This is a genomic window from Kitasatospora sp. NPDC127111 (assembly GCF_042677465.1).
Lineage (GTDB): Bacteria > Actinomycetota > Actinomycetes > Streptomycetales > Streptomycetaceae > Kitasatospora.
In genome coordinates this window covers 124,308-136,797 of record NZ_JBHXTG010000010.1, presented here as the reverse complement: position 1 = coordinate 136,797, position 12,490 = coordinate 124,308, and the positions used below count along the sequence as shown (strand labels likewise).

The 12,490-nt window shown below is 72.8% G+C and carries 12 protein-coding genes, 1 tRNA gene and 1 pseudogene; 4 read left to right on the top strand and 10 right to left on the bottom strand.

Features of this window, described 5'->3' with window-relative positions; translation table 11 throughout:
- Positions 1-364: 364 nt before the first annotated feature.
- The 6 genes from ACFVHB_RS09550 to ACFVHB_RS09525 all read right to left on the bottom strand — a co-directional run bounded on the left by ACFVHB_RS09550 (position 365) and on the right by ACFVHB_RS09525 (position 6,128).
- Positions 365-1,705 (bottom strand): protoporphyrinogen/coproporphyrinogen oxidase, encoded by a 1,341-nt coding sequence (locus ACFVHB_RS09550; RefSeq protein ID WP_380317728.1) that lies wholly within the window; start codon positions 1,703-1,705, stop codon positions 365-367.
- Positions 1,706-1,721: 16 nt separating this feature from the next.
- Positions 1,722-2,687, bottom strand: coding sequence for a hypothetical protein (locus tag ACFVHB_RS09545; RefSeq protein WP_380317725.1), 966 nt, complete (start codon positions 2,685-2,687; stop codon positions 1,722-1,724).
- Complete coding sequence (gene uppS / locus ACFVHB_RS09540) at positions 2,684-3,376, bottom strand: polyprenyl diphosphate synthase (protein ID WP_380317722.1); 693 nt, start codon at positions 3,374-3,376, stop codon at positions 2,684-2,686. Before uppS ends, ACFVHB_RS09545 begins: the two co-directional genes overlap by 4 nt.
- Positions 3,373-4,899 carry a prenyltransferase/squalene oxidase repeat-containing protein gene (locus ACFVHB_RS09535; protein ID WP_380317719.1) on the bottom strand — a complete coding sequence of 509 codons (1,527 nt, stop codon included), beginning with the start codon at positions 4,897-4,899 and terminating at the stop codon, positions 3,373-3,375. The genes uppS and ACFVHB_RS09535 overlap by 4 nt, the downstream gene beginning before the upstream one ends.
- 233 nt (positions 4,900-5,132) lie before the next feature.
- Complete coding sequence (locus tag ACFVHB_RS09530) at positions 5,133-5,336, bottom strand: hypothetical protein (RefSeq protein WP_380317716.1); 204 nt, start codon at positions 5,334-5,336, stop codon at positions 5,133-5,135.
- Positions 5,337-5,558: 222 nt separating this feature from the next.
- Positions 5,559-6,128: a kinase gene (locus tag ACFVHB_RS09525; protein WP_380317713.1), complete on the bottom strand. Its 570-nt coding sequence runs from the start codon at positions 6,126-6,128 to the stop codon at positions 5,559-5,561.
- A gap of 72 nt (positions 6,129-6,200) precedes the next feature.
- Between ACFVHB_RS09525 and ACFVHB_RS09520 the strand changes: the two genes are divergently transcribed.
- Both ACFVHB_RS09520 and ACFVHB_RS09515 read left to right on the top strand, forming a co-directional pair.
- Entirely contained in the window at positions 6,201-6,749 is a 549-nt protein-coding gene (locus ACFVHB_RS09520; RefSeq protein ID WP_380317710.1) for a type II toxin-antitoxin system Phd/YefM family antitoxin, read from the top strand.
- Positions 6,746-7,144, top strand: a complete 399-nt coding sequence (locus ACFVHB_RS09515; RefSeq protein ID WP_380317707.1) for a type II toxin-antitoxin system VapC family toxin — start codon at positions 6,746-6,748, stop codon at positions 7,142-7,144. Before ACFVHB_RS09520 ends, ACFVHB_RS09515 begins: the two co-directional genes overlap by 4 nt.
- Before the next feature lie 834 nt (positions 7,145-7,978).
- On the opposite strand, the gene ACFVHB_RS09510 is transcribed toward ACFVHB_RS09515, so the two are convergent.
- Positions 7,979-10,237 (bottom strand): hypothetical protein, encoded by a 2,259-nt coding sequence (locus tag ACFVHB_RS09510; protein ID WP_380317705.1) that lies wholly within the window; start codon positions 10,235-10,237, stop codon positions 7,979-7,981.
- Positions 10,237-10,313: transfer RNA gene (locus ACFVHB_RS09505), tRNA-Pro, on the bottom strand. The genes ACFVHB_RS09510 and ACFVHB_RS09505 overlap by 1 nt, the downstream gene beginning before the upstream one ends.
- Before the next feature lie 74 nt (positions 10,314-10,387).
- Between ACFVHB_RS09505 and ACFVHB_RS09500 the strand changes: the two are divergent.
- Positions 10,388-10,681, top strand: a pseudogene (locus ACFVHB_RS09500) (transposase family protein); the annotation flags it as partial.
- Positions 10,682-10,790: 109 nt separating this feature from the next.
- On the opposite strand, the gene ACFVHB_RS09495 reads toward ACFVHB_RS09500, so the two are convergent.
- Together ACFVHB_RS09495 and ACFVHB_RS09490 are read right to left on the bottom strand one after the other, a co-directional pair.
- Entirely contained in the window at positions 10,791-11,222 is a 432-nt protein-coding gene (locus tag ACFVHB_RS09495; protein WP_380317702.1) for a VOC family protein, read from the bottom strand.
- A 248-nt stretch (positions 11,223-11,470) separates the two neighbouring features.
- The gene (locus ACFVHB_RS09490; RefSeq protein WP_380317699.1) at positions 11,471-12,151 is read right to left on the bottom strand and encodes a hypothetical protein; all 681 of its coding nucleotides are present in this window, start codon (positions 12,149-12,151) and stop codon (positions 11,471-11,473) included.
- On the opposite strand from ACFVHB_RS09490, the gene ACFVHB_RS09485 reads away from it, so the two are divergent.
- Positions 12,087-12,389, top strand: coding sequence for a hypothetical protein (locus ACFVHB_RS09485; protein WP_380317786.1), 303 nt, complete (start codon positions 12,087-12,089; stop codon positions 12,387-12,389). The genes ACFVHB_RS09490 and ACFVHB_RS09485 overlap by 65 nt on opposite strands.
- The last annotated feature ends 101 nt before the right edge of the window (positions 12,390-12,490 follow it).

The following is a 12,490-nucleotide window of genomic DNA, read 5'->3' as shown; positions in this document are numbered from 1 at the left end:
ACCGTCCTCCCACCCAGAGAACGGACCGCCTGATGGTGACCGGCGCCTTCGGCACCGCCGCTGCCAGGACCGGCGGCGCACGTTCGGCAGCTGGCCGGACCTGCCCGGTACCACGCGTCGGGAGGAGCGCGGCGCCGGTGCGCTCCGGCCAGCTCGTGACCTGGCGCAAGGCGGCGGGTCGAGGTTGCGGTGGTCGTCGTCGGTCAGCGTGAGAGGCCTGTGCGGTCGAGGGCGGTTCGTCGGCCCGGTCGTCGTGGTCGTCGGGGTTGGACCAGTCGATTCACCATGGAGGCGGTATCCCAGCCGACCGGACGACTGCGGGAACCCGGCGAACACGCCGACACTCCGCCCAGGCGCAAAACGTCTACGAAGAGGCCAGGTGGTCGAGCGTTCGGTCTGCTGCCTTCTCCCCGGACAGTAGGGCACCGTATGTGCTGGAGGGACCGAAGTAGTCGCCGGCGAGCTGGATGCGGGGATCGGCGGTACGGCGCCGGGCGTTGAAGGCCCGCAGGGCGGCGTAGCCGCCGACCGGTCGGACCACGAGGGCCGGGTCGCGGCGGCTGATCAGGGTGGTGACCACCGTGTCCTCGATGCCGGGCAGGATGGTGGCGGCGGCGCTCAGGAGTTCCCGGGTGATGGCGGCGTCGTCCTTGTCCCACCAGCTTTCGGTGAACTCCTTGCGGGGGTGGACGGTGATCAGGCCCTGCCCGACGTCGACCCGGTTGTCGATCTTGTTGTGGTGCAGTTCGATGCCGGCGATCTGCCGGTGGGTGGCGCGGGCGGTGAAGACGGTCGGGGACGGTTCCTGGGGTCGGCGGGAGAGGCCGTAGGAGACCACGAGACCGCGCGAGTAGGGGACCGAGCGCAGGTAGGCGGCGTCCTCGGCGGGCAGCTGGGGCAGGAGGCCGGGGACGTGGGGTGCCGGGAGGGCGACGATGACGGCGTCCGGATGCTCGTCCGGCTGTGGGACCCCGTGATGGGACCAGGACAGTACGGCACGCTGGTCCGTGGTGCGCACGGCGGTGACGGTGGCGTCGCAGGTGACGGGGAGCCGGTCGGACAGCGTCCGGGTGAGCAGGCCGACCCCCTGGGCGGAGTTGAAGTGCGGGACGAGAAGTTTGGCCGCGTAGAAGAACATGTCCGCGGCCGCCAATTGGGCCGGGTCACCCAGCACGATCCCGCCGCCGAAGAGCGGTTCGCACAGGATGTCGTGGATCTCCGGCGTGAGCCGGTCCAGGGTGTACCGGCTGGCGCTGACGCGGTCGAGTTCGGTGTTGCGGTCGGTGGTGTCCCAGTCGAGGTACTTGCGGTTTCGGACGAACGTGGGCAGGACCTTGGCGAGGGAGAGCTTGGAGCGCCAGCCGATCAGCGGGGTGCGGACGAAGTCGGTCAGTGAGTCGGCGCGCAGCCGGTGGACCCGGCCGTCGCGCCAGAACCCGCACTCGGCGGTCGCGCGGCCCCACTGGTCGGCGATGCCCAGCTCCCTGATCAGGGCCAGCATCCGGGTGTAGTTGGTGCCCAGGATGCTGGCGCCCAGTTCGATGCGGAAGCCGTCCTGGGTGACGGTGCGCATCCGGCCGCCGGCTTCGGGCTCGCGTTCGAAGACGCGTACGGTGATGCCCCGCTGCTGCAGCCGCCAGGCCGCGGTGAGCCCGGCGATACCGCCCCCGACCACGTGGACGGTCCGGGGTGTCGGCTGGTTCATGGCGTACTCCTCGGATTCAGGGCTCAAGGCTCATCAGGTGGTGCAGGTACGGCTCGATCGCTGCGGCACTGCCCGCGACCCAGCCGTCCACCGCGCGCGCGAAGGTCCGCTGCGGCCCGCTCAGGTCCGGGTCGCCCAACAGCCGGGCGAGGTCGGTGTCGAACCGGTGCTTCTGGGCGGCGTGCAGGACTCCGGCGGCCCGGTGGGCCTCCGGCAGGCCGAGGCCGAACTCCTGCGCGAGCACGGTGATCACGTTGACCGGATCGCCGTGCCGTGATTCGACCGCGAATCCGACCAGGTCGTTGGCCAACGCGCCGATGAGGAAGGCCTGTTCGGCCAGCCCGATGAGAGCGCTTGGCAGCGGTTCGTCGAGCGGCGGCATGCCGGGGGCCAGCAGGTGCAGGTAGAGCGGGTGGCCACCGGAGGTGTGGGTGCGGTCGTCGAGGTACTCGGCCAGCGTGGGCGGGGTGCCGGTGGCGCGCCACGGGCCCTCCTTCGCGCAGCTCGCCAGGTACTGCCGCAGCCCCTGCGAGAGTTGTGGCAGCAGCGCGGCACCGCCCGCGTCCACGATGTCCTGGCGCACGGACGCCAGGGCGGGGACGAGCGGACCGCACGGGCCGGGCGGGAGCGCGCCGGTCTCCAGCACCCGGGGCAGGTCCATCACCGCCTGCTGCCGCAGCCGCTCCTCGTCCTCCGCGACGGAGTCGTCGAAGACGAAGACCCACGCGAGGTACCGGGCGGTGACGCGCACCACCGCCACGGGGGCGTCGGGCATGCACCAACCGGCCAGGCGGCCGATCCGGCGCCGGGCCAACGCCTGCGTCCGGTCCGGTTCGCACAGTCCCGTGGCGACCGCCCAGGCGGTGAGCCGGTCCTCCAGCTCGTCGGCCGCCGGGTGGCACGCGCCGGGCGGGGTGAGGCGCAGGAGGTGCTGGAACGCCCGCACCGAGAGCTCGCGGACGGTGGCGGCGCCGCCGCTCATGCCCCGAACCTGCGCTCGCGCACGGCGTAGGAGGAGAGCGCCCGCCGGAGGGAGTGCTCGGTGAAGTCCGGCCACAACTCCTCGGTGAAGTACAGCTCCGCCGGCGCGCTCTGCCACAGCAGGAAGCCGGACAGACGCTGTTCGCCGGAGGTGCGGATCACCAGGTCGCAGTCGTACTGGTGGCGGCGTTCCAGCTCCGCGGTGAGGGCGTCGGCGTCCAGCGTGGCCGACGGGTCGTCGGCCAGCACGGCCCTGGCCGCGTCCGCGATCTCCTCCCGCCCGCCATAGGCGACGGCGAGGGCGACCTCACGGGGGGCGTCCGCCGGAGCGGCGGCCGCCAGGGCGCGCAGTGCCTCGGCGCAACGCGGGTCGGGCAGTTGGCCGAGGTCGCCGATGATGCGCAGCCGCCAGCCCGGTTCTGCGGCGAGCGCCTCGGCCAGTTCGGTGATCGCGGTGAGCATCCCCGCCAGTTCCGGGCGACGCAGGACGTTGTCCAACGACAGTGCCCACACGGTGACCCGCTGCACGCCCGCCCGGGCGCACCAGCGCAGCGCGGCCACGGTGACCTCGGCGCCGCGGCGGTGGGCGTCCAGCACCGAGACTCCGTGCAGCCCGGCCCACCGGCGGTTGCCGTCCGGGATGAAGCCGATGTGGCGCGGCACCTCCGCGACTGCGGCCGGCCCGTTCATCGTGCACCTGCCGCGGCGGAGCCGATCAGCAGACCGGTACCGGCGGCCGGGTCGAATCGGGCGGAGAGGTGTCCCAGCGCCAGCAGCGTGAAGATCTCCGGCAGGGCCGGCACGGCGAAGACGAAGGGTCGGGGACCGATGGAGTCCGGCACCGCGTCCAGCCCGCCGTCCGCCGTCCGCCGCCGCACCAGGAAGTCGGCCGCGGCCAGCGCCGACTCCGGATCGGCATCGGGCAGCGCGCACAGCGCGGTCAGGCCGTAGGCGGTGCTGACGACGTCGCTGGCATCGCCTGCCTGCTGCCCCCACCCGCCGTCCCCGTTCTGCTGGCCGCGCACCAGGTCGGCGCTTCGCCGCACCATGCGCTGGACCGCCGAATCCGGGCTCGCCGTGCGCCGGGCCGCCAGCAGGACCCGGAAGACGGTGTGCAGCCGGCTGCTGCTCCAGTCCGGCGGGAACGATCCGTCCTCGCGCTGCTCGCAGGCCAGGAAGCGCAGGGCCTTCGCGATCACCGGGCCGTGGGCCGTGGGGCGGACCGTCAGCGCGTCGGTGACCGCGGCGGTCATCGACGCCTCCGAAGGCGTCCCGGCCGTATAGGTGGGGAAGCCGCCGTCCTCCCCGCGCACCGCGTGCAGTGACCGGATGCCGCGGCTGATGGCCCCGGCGTACCGTTCGGCGTCCAGTACGTGGAGGAACTGCACGGCCACCGAGGTGTCGTCCACATCGGTCTGGCAGGACAGATCGGTGTACGCCCAGCCGCCCGCGGGCAACTGCCGGCCGACCAGGTGGCCCGCCAGGCGGTGCAGGACGTACGGTGCCGTGCCGACCGACGCGAGTGCGACCCCGGCCGTTGCGGTGCACCAGGTGTCGGTGTCCGAGACGAACGGTAGTCCGCCGTCGGCGCGTTGATGGGCCATGAGTTTGCGCAGGCCATCCAGCACCAGCTCCTCGGTGCCCGGCAGGCGGACCAGGGCGTGCAGGACCGAGAGGTGGAGGAGCACATTGCCCTCCCACACGTGCGGCGCGCGCTGAGTGTCCATCAGGCGGCGGACGTCCTCGTCCGTCACCCGCTCGGACTGCCCGGCGGCCACCGCCACGACCACCTTGACCGCCGTCATCTGCACCAGCGCCCAGCTGTGCAACGCGGCACCCTCGAACGCCCGCTCGTCCCACACCGGCACATGGCGGTCGTCGAAGACCACGGCCAGCATCTCCAGCAGGGCGCGCTTGCGGTCCGCCGTGAAGCCGGGCGCCCGCACCAGCCACTCCCGCGCCGCATCCCAGGCCAGGCGCCGACCGCCCAGCGCCGCCTCGGCTAACATCCGCTCGACGCCTTCCAGGCCCGGAAGTTGCGCCTCCAGGTACGCCCGGAGCAGGGCCCCGGACGGCTCCTCGCTGCCGAAGCGTTCCACCAGCCGAAGCGCCAGCGCCGACTCCAGCGACCGGCTGCGGCAGGCCTCGCGAACCGCCCCGCCGGGATCGACGCGGGAGATCACCCGCGACTCCAGCGCTCCGAGCAGTTCCACGACATCCGACGGCAGAGGTTCAGCCGCCCACGACCGGGTCACAGACGTGTCCAACAAGCGCATCGCGTCCCCCCAATGAGACATCACCGATGCCTACGAGGAAGCCCCATCCGCAGGCGCGCCCGCTAGACCAAAGAACGAAGATCATCCCAGCGGGTGAAGCATTGATCCTTCGACTGACAAGACACCGACAGTTGGCCTATAGGCCCAGGCGGTAGAAGGCGATCCGGCGCTCAAGCACGGTGAGGCGGCGGACCGTCCGAGCGTTGGACCCACATCACCGGATAGGTGAAGAACGACCCCCATGCCGACAGGACCGTGGCGATGGCTCCGCGTACCAGCGCCAGGTCGGCGAAGTGGCCATGCCACGGGTCGGCTGCCCGGACACCGGGCAGAACAGTGATCACTGCGGACAGCACCCCCGTGGAGATCTCCATGCTGGATGCCCTGCGTCTGTCACCCCTTCTGCGCTTGGCCCAGAGCCGCCCCGGCCTCGCGGGCGCGCTCCAGCCGCTGGGCAACCACGTCCATGCGTGCGGGATCCGGCAGCGTCATCACGTCGGCGGGCCCCGTTCCCGGCGGCAACAGGAACCACACCACCGCGCGCCACCGCGGCCGACGTCCAGCGTGACCTCCGGCCTGCTGGCCCCGCTGTCGGTTCAGGGGCGCGGTGTCCAGCCCGGCGGGGTGAGCGCGGTGTCGGCCAGGATCCGGGCGGCGGTGCCGTCCTCGCCGATGACGTGTTCGCGGCCGCCGGGCAGGAGGTCCCGTGGCCGGTACCAGCCGGCCATCTGCTCGGCGCTCACCTCGGCGGACAGCGGCCGGGTGGCGTGGCGCCGCACCGTCTCGGCGAAGCCGACGTCGAGGTAGTAGAGGAAGCTGCGCCCCCGGTGGCCGGCCACCAAGTCGGTGAGCATGGCGCCGTACCGGCCGGCGTCGAGGATGCCCTCGACGACGGTGTGGAAGCCGTGGTCGAGCGCGTGCCGCGTGACCACGCCGATCAGGCCGATGTTCGCGCCGCCGGCGACGTCCCGCTCGCGCAGCACTTCACGGCGCAGCTGGTCCTGTCCGACGATCGCCAGGCCGCGGCCGTAGGCGGAGCGGAGCCGGGCGGCGGTGCTCGACTTCCCGGCGCCGCTGGGGCCGCGTACCACGATCAGCACCGCGTCCGTGCTGCCCGTCCCGGTTCCGGCCCCCACGGGGGAGGGCTGCTCGACGGTGTCGTTCACACCGCCGTCCGTACCCACGGTCAGGGGTGACAACTCACCGCGAACCAGACCGCAGAGTTGTAAAGTCTTTACATGACTACGGAGCCGCAGGGTCGTCCGGATCTCCCGGCGAACGTTCCCGCCGTGGCGCTGGCTGACGCTCGCGCCGAGCTTTCCAAGATCGTGACGCTGGCCGAGCACACCGGCCGGATCACCGCCATCACCCGCTACGGCAAGCCGGTCGCCGCCGTCGTCCCGGCCGCGCTGCTGCATCTGCTGTCCGGGGCGAACATCGGGCCGCGGCCGATCGAGGCCTCCGAGATGGAGCGGATGGCCGCCCGGGCTCGCGCCGCCGGCCAGCGTCCCTCCAGCGAGGACATCACCGCCGCCGTCGACGACGTCCGCAACGAGGCCCTCGGCGCCGAGGTTCTCGTGGGCACGGACACCATGACCGAGGGCATCGACGTCCCGTCCATCTCGGCCCTTGTGGTCCAGATGCCGGCCCTGGGCCAGCGTGTGCGGGAGGTACTGGCGCAGCATGGTTCCGTTGCGCCGCAGGACCTGACAGCCCTCCCGGAAGACCTGACGATGGCGGACCTGCTGGAGGCATGGGCGGAGAAGCAGCGAGGCGGCAGCCGGTGATCGTCGTGGACGCCAGTGCGGTGGTCGAGGCCCTGGTCGGGGCCGGACCGACGGCTGACCAGGTCCGCCAGCGCCTGACCGGGGAGGACGTCTACGCCCCGGCACACCTGGACCACGAGGTCTCCCGGGTAATCGGCCGGCTGCTGCAGAAGAAGCTGCTGACCGAACAGGACGCCCAGGCCGCGATCGAGGACCTGGACGCCCTGGAGGTGCAGCGGATCCCGATTCCCGGCCTGCTGCTGCGGGCCTGGGAGCTGCGGCACAACACCTACGTCGGGGACGCCATCTACATCTCGTTGGCGGAGACACTGCGCTGCCCGCTGGTGACGACCGACGGCAAGATGGCCGGAGTGCCCGGCATCTCCTGCCCGGTGGAGCACATCCCCAAGGTCTGACCACGTGGCCAACGTGGCGCGCCACCCCGGCGGGGCGCCCGGACCGGGGTTCGGTGGCGGGCCCGCCCCGCCCGAGCGCGGCTAAGGTCCGGGTTCCCCCGTCGGTGGGGAACCCGGACATCGTCGGCCCTACCAGCCGTGCTGGAGGACGGTCCTCTCCTCGCCGAGGCGGGTGCGGAGGGCCTCGTCGGCATCGGGCAGGGCCGCCCCGGCCGCTCGCAGACGGCGTGGTGGACCGCGAGTGCCTCCTGGCCGCCGGCGGCGGCCAGGACGACCGACCACAGCGGCCGGTCGGCGGGGGTCCCGCTCTCAGCGATCACGAGGACCTCGACCTTCGCCGTGTGGCCGAGCTGCCGCAGGCGCTTGACGCCGGTCCGGTCGGTGATGGGCTCCCAGGTACGGGTCTCCCCTTCCCGACCCGCCTTCTTCAGCGCTCCGAGCAGAGGCCTGGCGAGCTCGGCGTACTCGGCGGTCGCCTTCGGTGTCTCGCGCCGCCGTGGCCCAGCCGGGGCGTCACCCTTCCGCCGCTGGGCGGCCTCCAGCTCGGCACGGGCCTGAAAGATGATCAGATGCCCTCTGATGCATCACCTAACCCGTCCTGGAAGAGGCATCGCCGAACCCGTCCTCGAACCGGGGACCGCTACCCGCGCAGCGGCTCACGGCCCCACCGCAACCCAAGGTCGTCGCCGGCACCAGCGCGACCGCGGTCTCAGGCGTCGCCGGCACGGTTGAGGGGTTGGGGAGTCGAGGAGTGGTCCACGCCGGGCGAGTACGTCCGCCGCGACGACTTCGACGGGCCGGCTCCCGGAGGCCGCCCTCCGGGAGCCGGCCCGCTCATCGGCTGAGCAGCCAGTGCGGGCCCACCGTCCAGCCGAGGAAGCGGCGGGTGGCGGTGTCGTCCGGGTCGAACCGGTGACCGGCCGCGGCCAGGCGCAGGCCCTCGACGGCCGGGGCGAGGCGCGCGGGGTGCTCGCGGACGATCTCGGCGAGGACGGCCTCGCGCTCCCGCGCAGAACAGAGCGAGAGGTGAAAGACCAACTGCCGCCAGGCGAACGCGGCGTTCTTGACCGTGGCCAGCGGCCACGGCCGCCGCTGCGCCAGCGCGACCAGTCGGCGCACCGTGCCGTACGCGCCGAGCGCAGCCGCCTCCCACCCGCCGGCCGGGACGACGCCGACCGGCCCGGCGAGCACCGCCAGGTTGTGCGTGGTGAGGATCTGCGCCTGCTCGATCACCGTGCCGTTGGCCGCCACCGAGCCGGACGCGCCCGGGCCGCCCGTGCGCCGCCGGCACAGCGCCGAGAACTCCCGGGCGACGACCGACCGCTCCCGGTCACCGTCGGCCCGCTCGGCGAGTGCCCACACCTCGGCGTAGTCGATCCCGTAGTACCGCTCGTAGAGCGTCCCCTCCAGCAGATCGGCGGCGATCTCGGCGGCGGCGGTGAACTTGGGCGTGAAGCCGCCCATGAAGATGTCAGCGGCCAACTCCTCCGTGAACGGCAGCGGCGCGTCGGCCCGCCGGGCCAGCCCCGCGAGCTCACTGACCAGCGGATTCGGCAGGACGGTGCCGGGGAAGGTGCCGAGAGCCAGCTCGCCGAGCCGGCGCAGCGCGGCCGTCCCGGTCCGCCGCGCCACCGGGTCATCGCCGCGGTGCGGGTGGACGGCCCGCACCCACGGCAGCTCCTGCGCACGCACCTGGTGCGCGTAGTCGAGCAGCAGCAGCGAACGCCGGCCCGCGAACGCGCGGTGCCCCGCGGCGGCCAGCCCGCGCAGCGCCGGATCGGGGTACGCGGCGGCCTCTGCGGCCGCGGCCAGCTGCGGTGCGAGCTCCGCCAGCACCTCGGCGGAGGGCACCAGGCCGCGCCCGATCAGCGTCTCGACCGGCGCGCTGGTGGCGGCCAGTACGGGCCGGTGCAGGGCCGCCGGGACAGCGGAACCGGCCGGGATCCCGCTCTCCGCGGCCTCCGCGGCGGTGACCGGGGCCAGCACGGTGTCCGGGTCGGCGACACCGTCGTCCTGGCCGAGCGTCGCGAGCCGGCCCAGCAGCACCTGGGCCAGCGCGTGGTGGGACGGCAGCGCGGCCTGGACCGCCTGGACGGCGCGCAGCGCACGGTGGCGCTGCGAGCCCGGCAGGCCGCGGCGGTGCACCATCGCCTCGACGGCGGCGACCAGCAGCCCACGCAGTTTGGGGTCGAGCGGCTCGCCGGCGACCGTGGCCTCCAGGGCGGCGCGCAGGATGCCGAGGTTCCCGCCGGGCTTGCGGTGCTTGCCGCAGAGGCGGTGCGCGGCGGCCAGCGTCCGGTAGCGCAGCAGCAGCGCGGCGCCGCGCCGGTGCCAGTGCGGCCCGGGGTCGACGGCGAGGACCCGGCCGCCGGCCGCGGTCTCCAGCCAGTGCGCCAGCAGCTCGTCGGAGTACGGCAGCCAGACCGTCAGGGCCTCGCGCTGGGTCTCCACGGCGATGTTGGGCCTGCGGGTCGCGAGCGTGGCGACGGCCTCGCCGACGGTGCGGCGGTGCACCGCGTCGGGCTCGGTCGCCGTGCCGTCCCCGGGCGGCGGGGTGAATCGCAGACGGTCGGCGAACGGTGCCAGGACCGCCACCAACTCCAGCGCCGCGCGCTGCTCGCCGGCCCGGACCAGCCACGCCACGGTCAGCAGCGCGGCCTCCTCCGGCACCGTCACCCGGTAGCGGCCGCCGTCCAACAGGGCCCACAGCTCGGCGAGCCCGGCCTCGGTCAGCGCGTGAGCGAAAAGCTCGGCGCGCCCCTGCGGGATCCCGGCCGCCCGGCACGCGGCACGCTCGTACGGCTCCAGCGGCCCCTCGGCGCAGGCGCGTCCGGTGGCGAAACCGCCACGCACCACCTCCGGGGTCACCCACGCGGGCAGGCCGGCCACCGGCGTCCGGGAGCCGATCCGCAGGCTGCCGTCGGCGATGCCTGCCAACACCTCGCGCCAGCGGCCCGCCTTCGCGTTCGCGCGGGAGCGGGTCGCCGGGTCGGGATGCGACAGGGCCGTCGTGAACGCGCGGGCGAGCTGCCGGTGCGCGTAGTCGGTGGAGACGGTGGTCGTCGGGTGCTGCTGCTCAGCGTTCTCATCCATGGCCGGCATGGCGGGCCCTGCCCCCGCACCCTCCAGGTCCCAAGCCCGGTGCTCTGACTCGTTGAGCTACATGCCGTCGAGCGCCGAAGCTACGCGGTGGTCCGGGAGCCGGGCAACGGATTTCCCAGGAGCGCGATTCTCACAGGAGCGCGGCCGTGGAGGCTGTCCTGGAGTACCGGTACTACTGGTGGCCGCGTACTGGCACACCACCTTGGCTCTGCGCCAACCCGCGCCGCTCTTCGAAGTGTCGAAGTCCACCGCCGATCGCGCCATCGACCATCTCGGCCCCAGGCTCGCGCTTGCCCCGCGTTCTGGGAGGAATCCCGGGCCAAGGCCGCCGTCGGCCGGACAACCCCGATCGCCGACGGCGGCCACCCCGGAACCGGCCTCGTCACCCCGCACCGCCGGCCTCAAGGCGGCGAACCGACCGACTGGCAGGCCGACACCACCACGACCCTCCACAACCTCGCTCTCACGGGATGACTCCCGCCGCATGCGGGACCTGAGAGGTCCCCAGCAGACGGCCCCCCGCCTCGCAGTCTCGGAGGAGAAATCAGGCGAGGCAGAACTCGTTGCCCTCGATGTCCTGCATCGTGATGCACGACTCGTTGACGCCATCGGCGCGCTGCGTCAGCACGTGCTTCGCGCCGAGCGCCATCAGCCGTGCGCATTCGGCCTCGAGTGTGGCCAGGCGCTCGTCACCCACGAGCCCGGCGCCGGCCCGCACACACAGATGCACCCGGTTCTTGACGACCTTGCCCTCGGGAACCCGCTGGAAGAGCAGGCGCGGGGCCACACCCGACGGATCAGTACACGCGAAGTAGATCTCGTCCTCGGGCGGCAGCGAGCGGTGGTACTCCCCCCACGTGGCAAAGCCCTCCGGGACCGGAGGCACGACGTACCCCAGCACCTCGCACCAGAAGGCGGCGAGGAGCGCGGGTTCCGCGCAGTCGAAGGTCACTTGAAACTGCTTGATCATTGACACCGGCGCACAATAGCAGGGGACCCGCTCCCCTCCCCCGGCCGGTAGGTCCCCACGTTGTCGGGAGGAAGCACCCGCTACCTGCTGCCACGGCGTCGGCCCCGGACGAGTTGGTCCGGACGAAGGCACGTTGCGACAGCAGCGGCGGGCCGGTGGTCGCCGGGGCAGCGCCGGTCAGCGTTGGCCGGCGGGGCCGTGCACACCACGCGGTGGATCGTTCCCTTCCGCTCCTGGTGGTCGCTGCTCCGCCGTCACGGGTGACGGCTGGTCGGCGGTGCGAGGGGCGTCTCGCCGGGCACCGGCTGCTGGACGCTGCTCGTCCTGTCAGGGGAGCGCTCGGCCGGCTCGGGGACGTGGTCGGCGGCCCAGCCGGCCAGGATGCGCAGCGCGTCTTCGGAGTCGCTGCCCGGCTCGGCGCCGTAGGCGAACAGGATGAGGCCGTCGGCGGGCAGGTCGAGGGATTCGTAGGCGAGGTGAAGCGTTCCGACCACGGGGTGGTGGATGGCTTTGGCGCCCTGGTGGTACTGGCGGACGTCGTGGCCGGCCCAGCGGGTACGGAAATCGTCACTGCGGGTGGACAGCTCACCGATGAGGTCGGTGAGGTCCTTGTCGTAGGGGTCGCGGCCGGCCTGGGCGTGCAGGAGGGCGACCAGGTTGTCGGCGGCGCTTTCCCAGTCGCCCCAGAACTGGCGGGAGCGGGGGTCCAGGAAGATGAACCGGCCGTGGTTGGGGGTGGCTCCCCCGGCGGCTTCGATCATGGGGGCGTACAGGGCACGGCCGAGGCTGTTGGCGGCCAGGACGTCACCACGGCCGTTCAGGACGAACGCCGGGCAGGCCATGGAGTCCAGGAGACGCTGCAGGTTTGCGATGGGGATCGCGGACCAGTTCGAGGCCGTGGACCGGGAGGTGGAACTCAATCTCAGCTTCACCATCGACGAGGTGTCGCCGATCGAGTACGCCAAGAACTGTCAGGTGCCCACCTTCATCACCCAGGTGCACGATGACGCACTGACCAAGCCCTCCGACGTACAGGCGATCTTCGACGCCGTCCCCGCAAGCGACAAGAAGCTGTTCTGGATCGAGGGCAGCACCCGGCGATGGGACGGCTACAACTACTTCTCCGAGCACCCCGAGCAGCTGGTCGAGTGGTTCGACAAGCACGTGAGCTGAACCCGCGTCGGCCGACGGGCGGGAGCCCGGCCCGTGGGGAGCCCCCCCAGGGCGACGAGCCCGACCACCTCCAGCCGGCGCACCCCCACCCCGGGTATCGC

Coding starts and splice junctions, on each gene's coding strand:
- uppS (WP_380317722.1), bottom strand. CDS start 3,376: ATGAACGGGCCGGCCGCAGTCGCGGAGGTGCCGCGCCACATCGGCTTC.
- ACFVHB_RS09510 (WP_380317705.1), bottom strand. CDS start 10,237: ATGGATGAGAACGCTGAGCAGCAGCACCCGACGACCACCGTCTCCACC.
- ACFVHB_RS09520 (WP_380317710.1), top strand. CDS start 6,201: ATGACTACGGAGCCGCAGGGTCGTCCGGATCTCCCGGCGAACGTTCCC.
- ACFVHB_RS09550 (WP_380317728.1), bottom strand. CDS start 1,705: ATGAACCAGCCGACACCCCGGACCGTCCACGTGGTCGGGGGCGGTATC.
- ACFVHB_RS09530 (WP_380317716.1), bottom strand. CDS start 5,336: ATGGAGATCTCCACGGGGGTGCTGTCCGCAGTGATCACTGTTCTGCCC.
- ACFVHB_RS09485 (WP_380317786.1), top strand. CDS start 12,087: ATGGGGATCGCGGACCAGTTCGAGGCCGTGGACCGGGAGGTGGAACTC.
- ACFVHB_RS09490 (WP_380317699.1), bottom strand. CDS start 12,151: ATGGTGAAGCTGAGATTGAGTTCCACCTCCCGGTCCACGGCCTCGAAC.
- ACFVHB_RS09545 (WP_380317725.1), bottom strand. CDS start 2,687: ATGAGCGGCGGCGCCGCCACCGTCCGCGAGCTCTCGGTGCGGGCGTTC.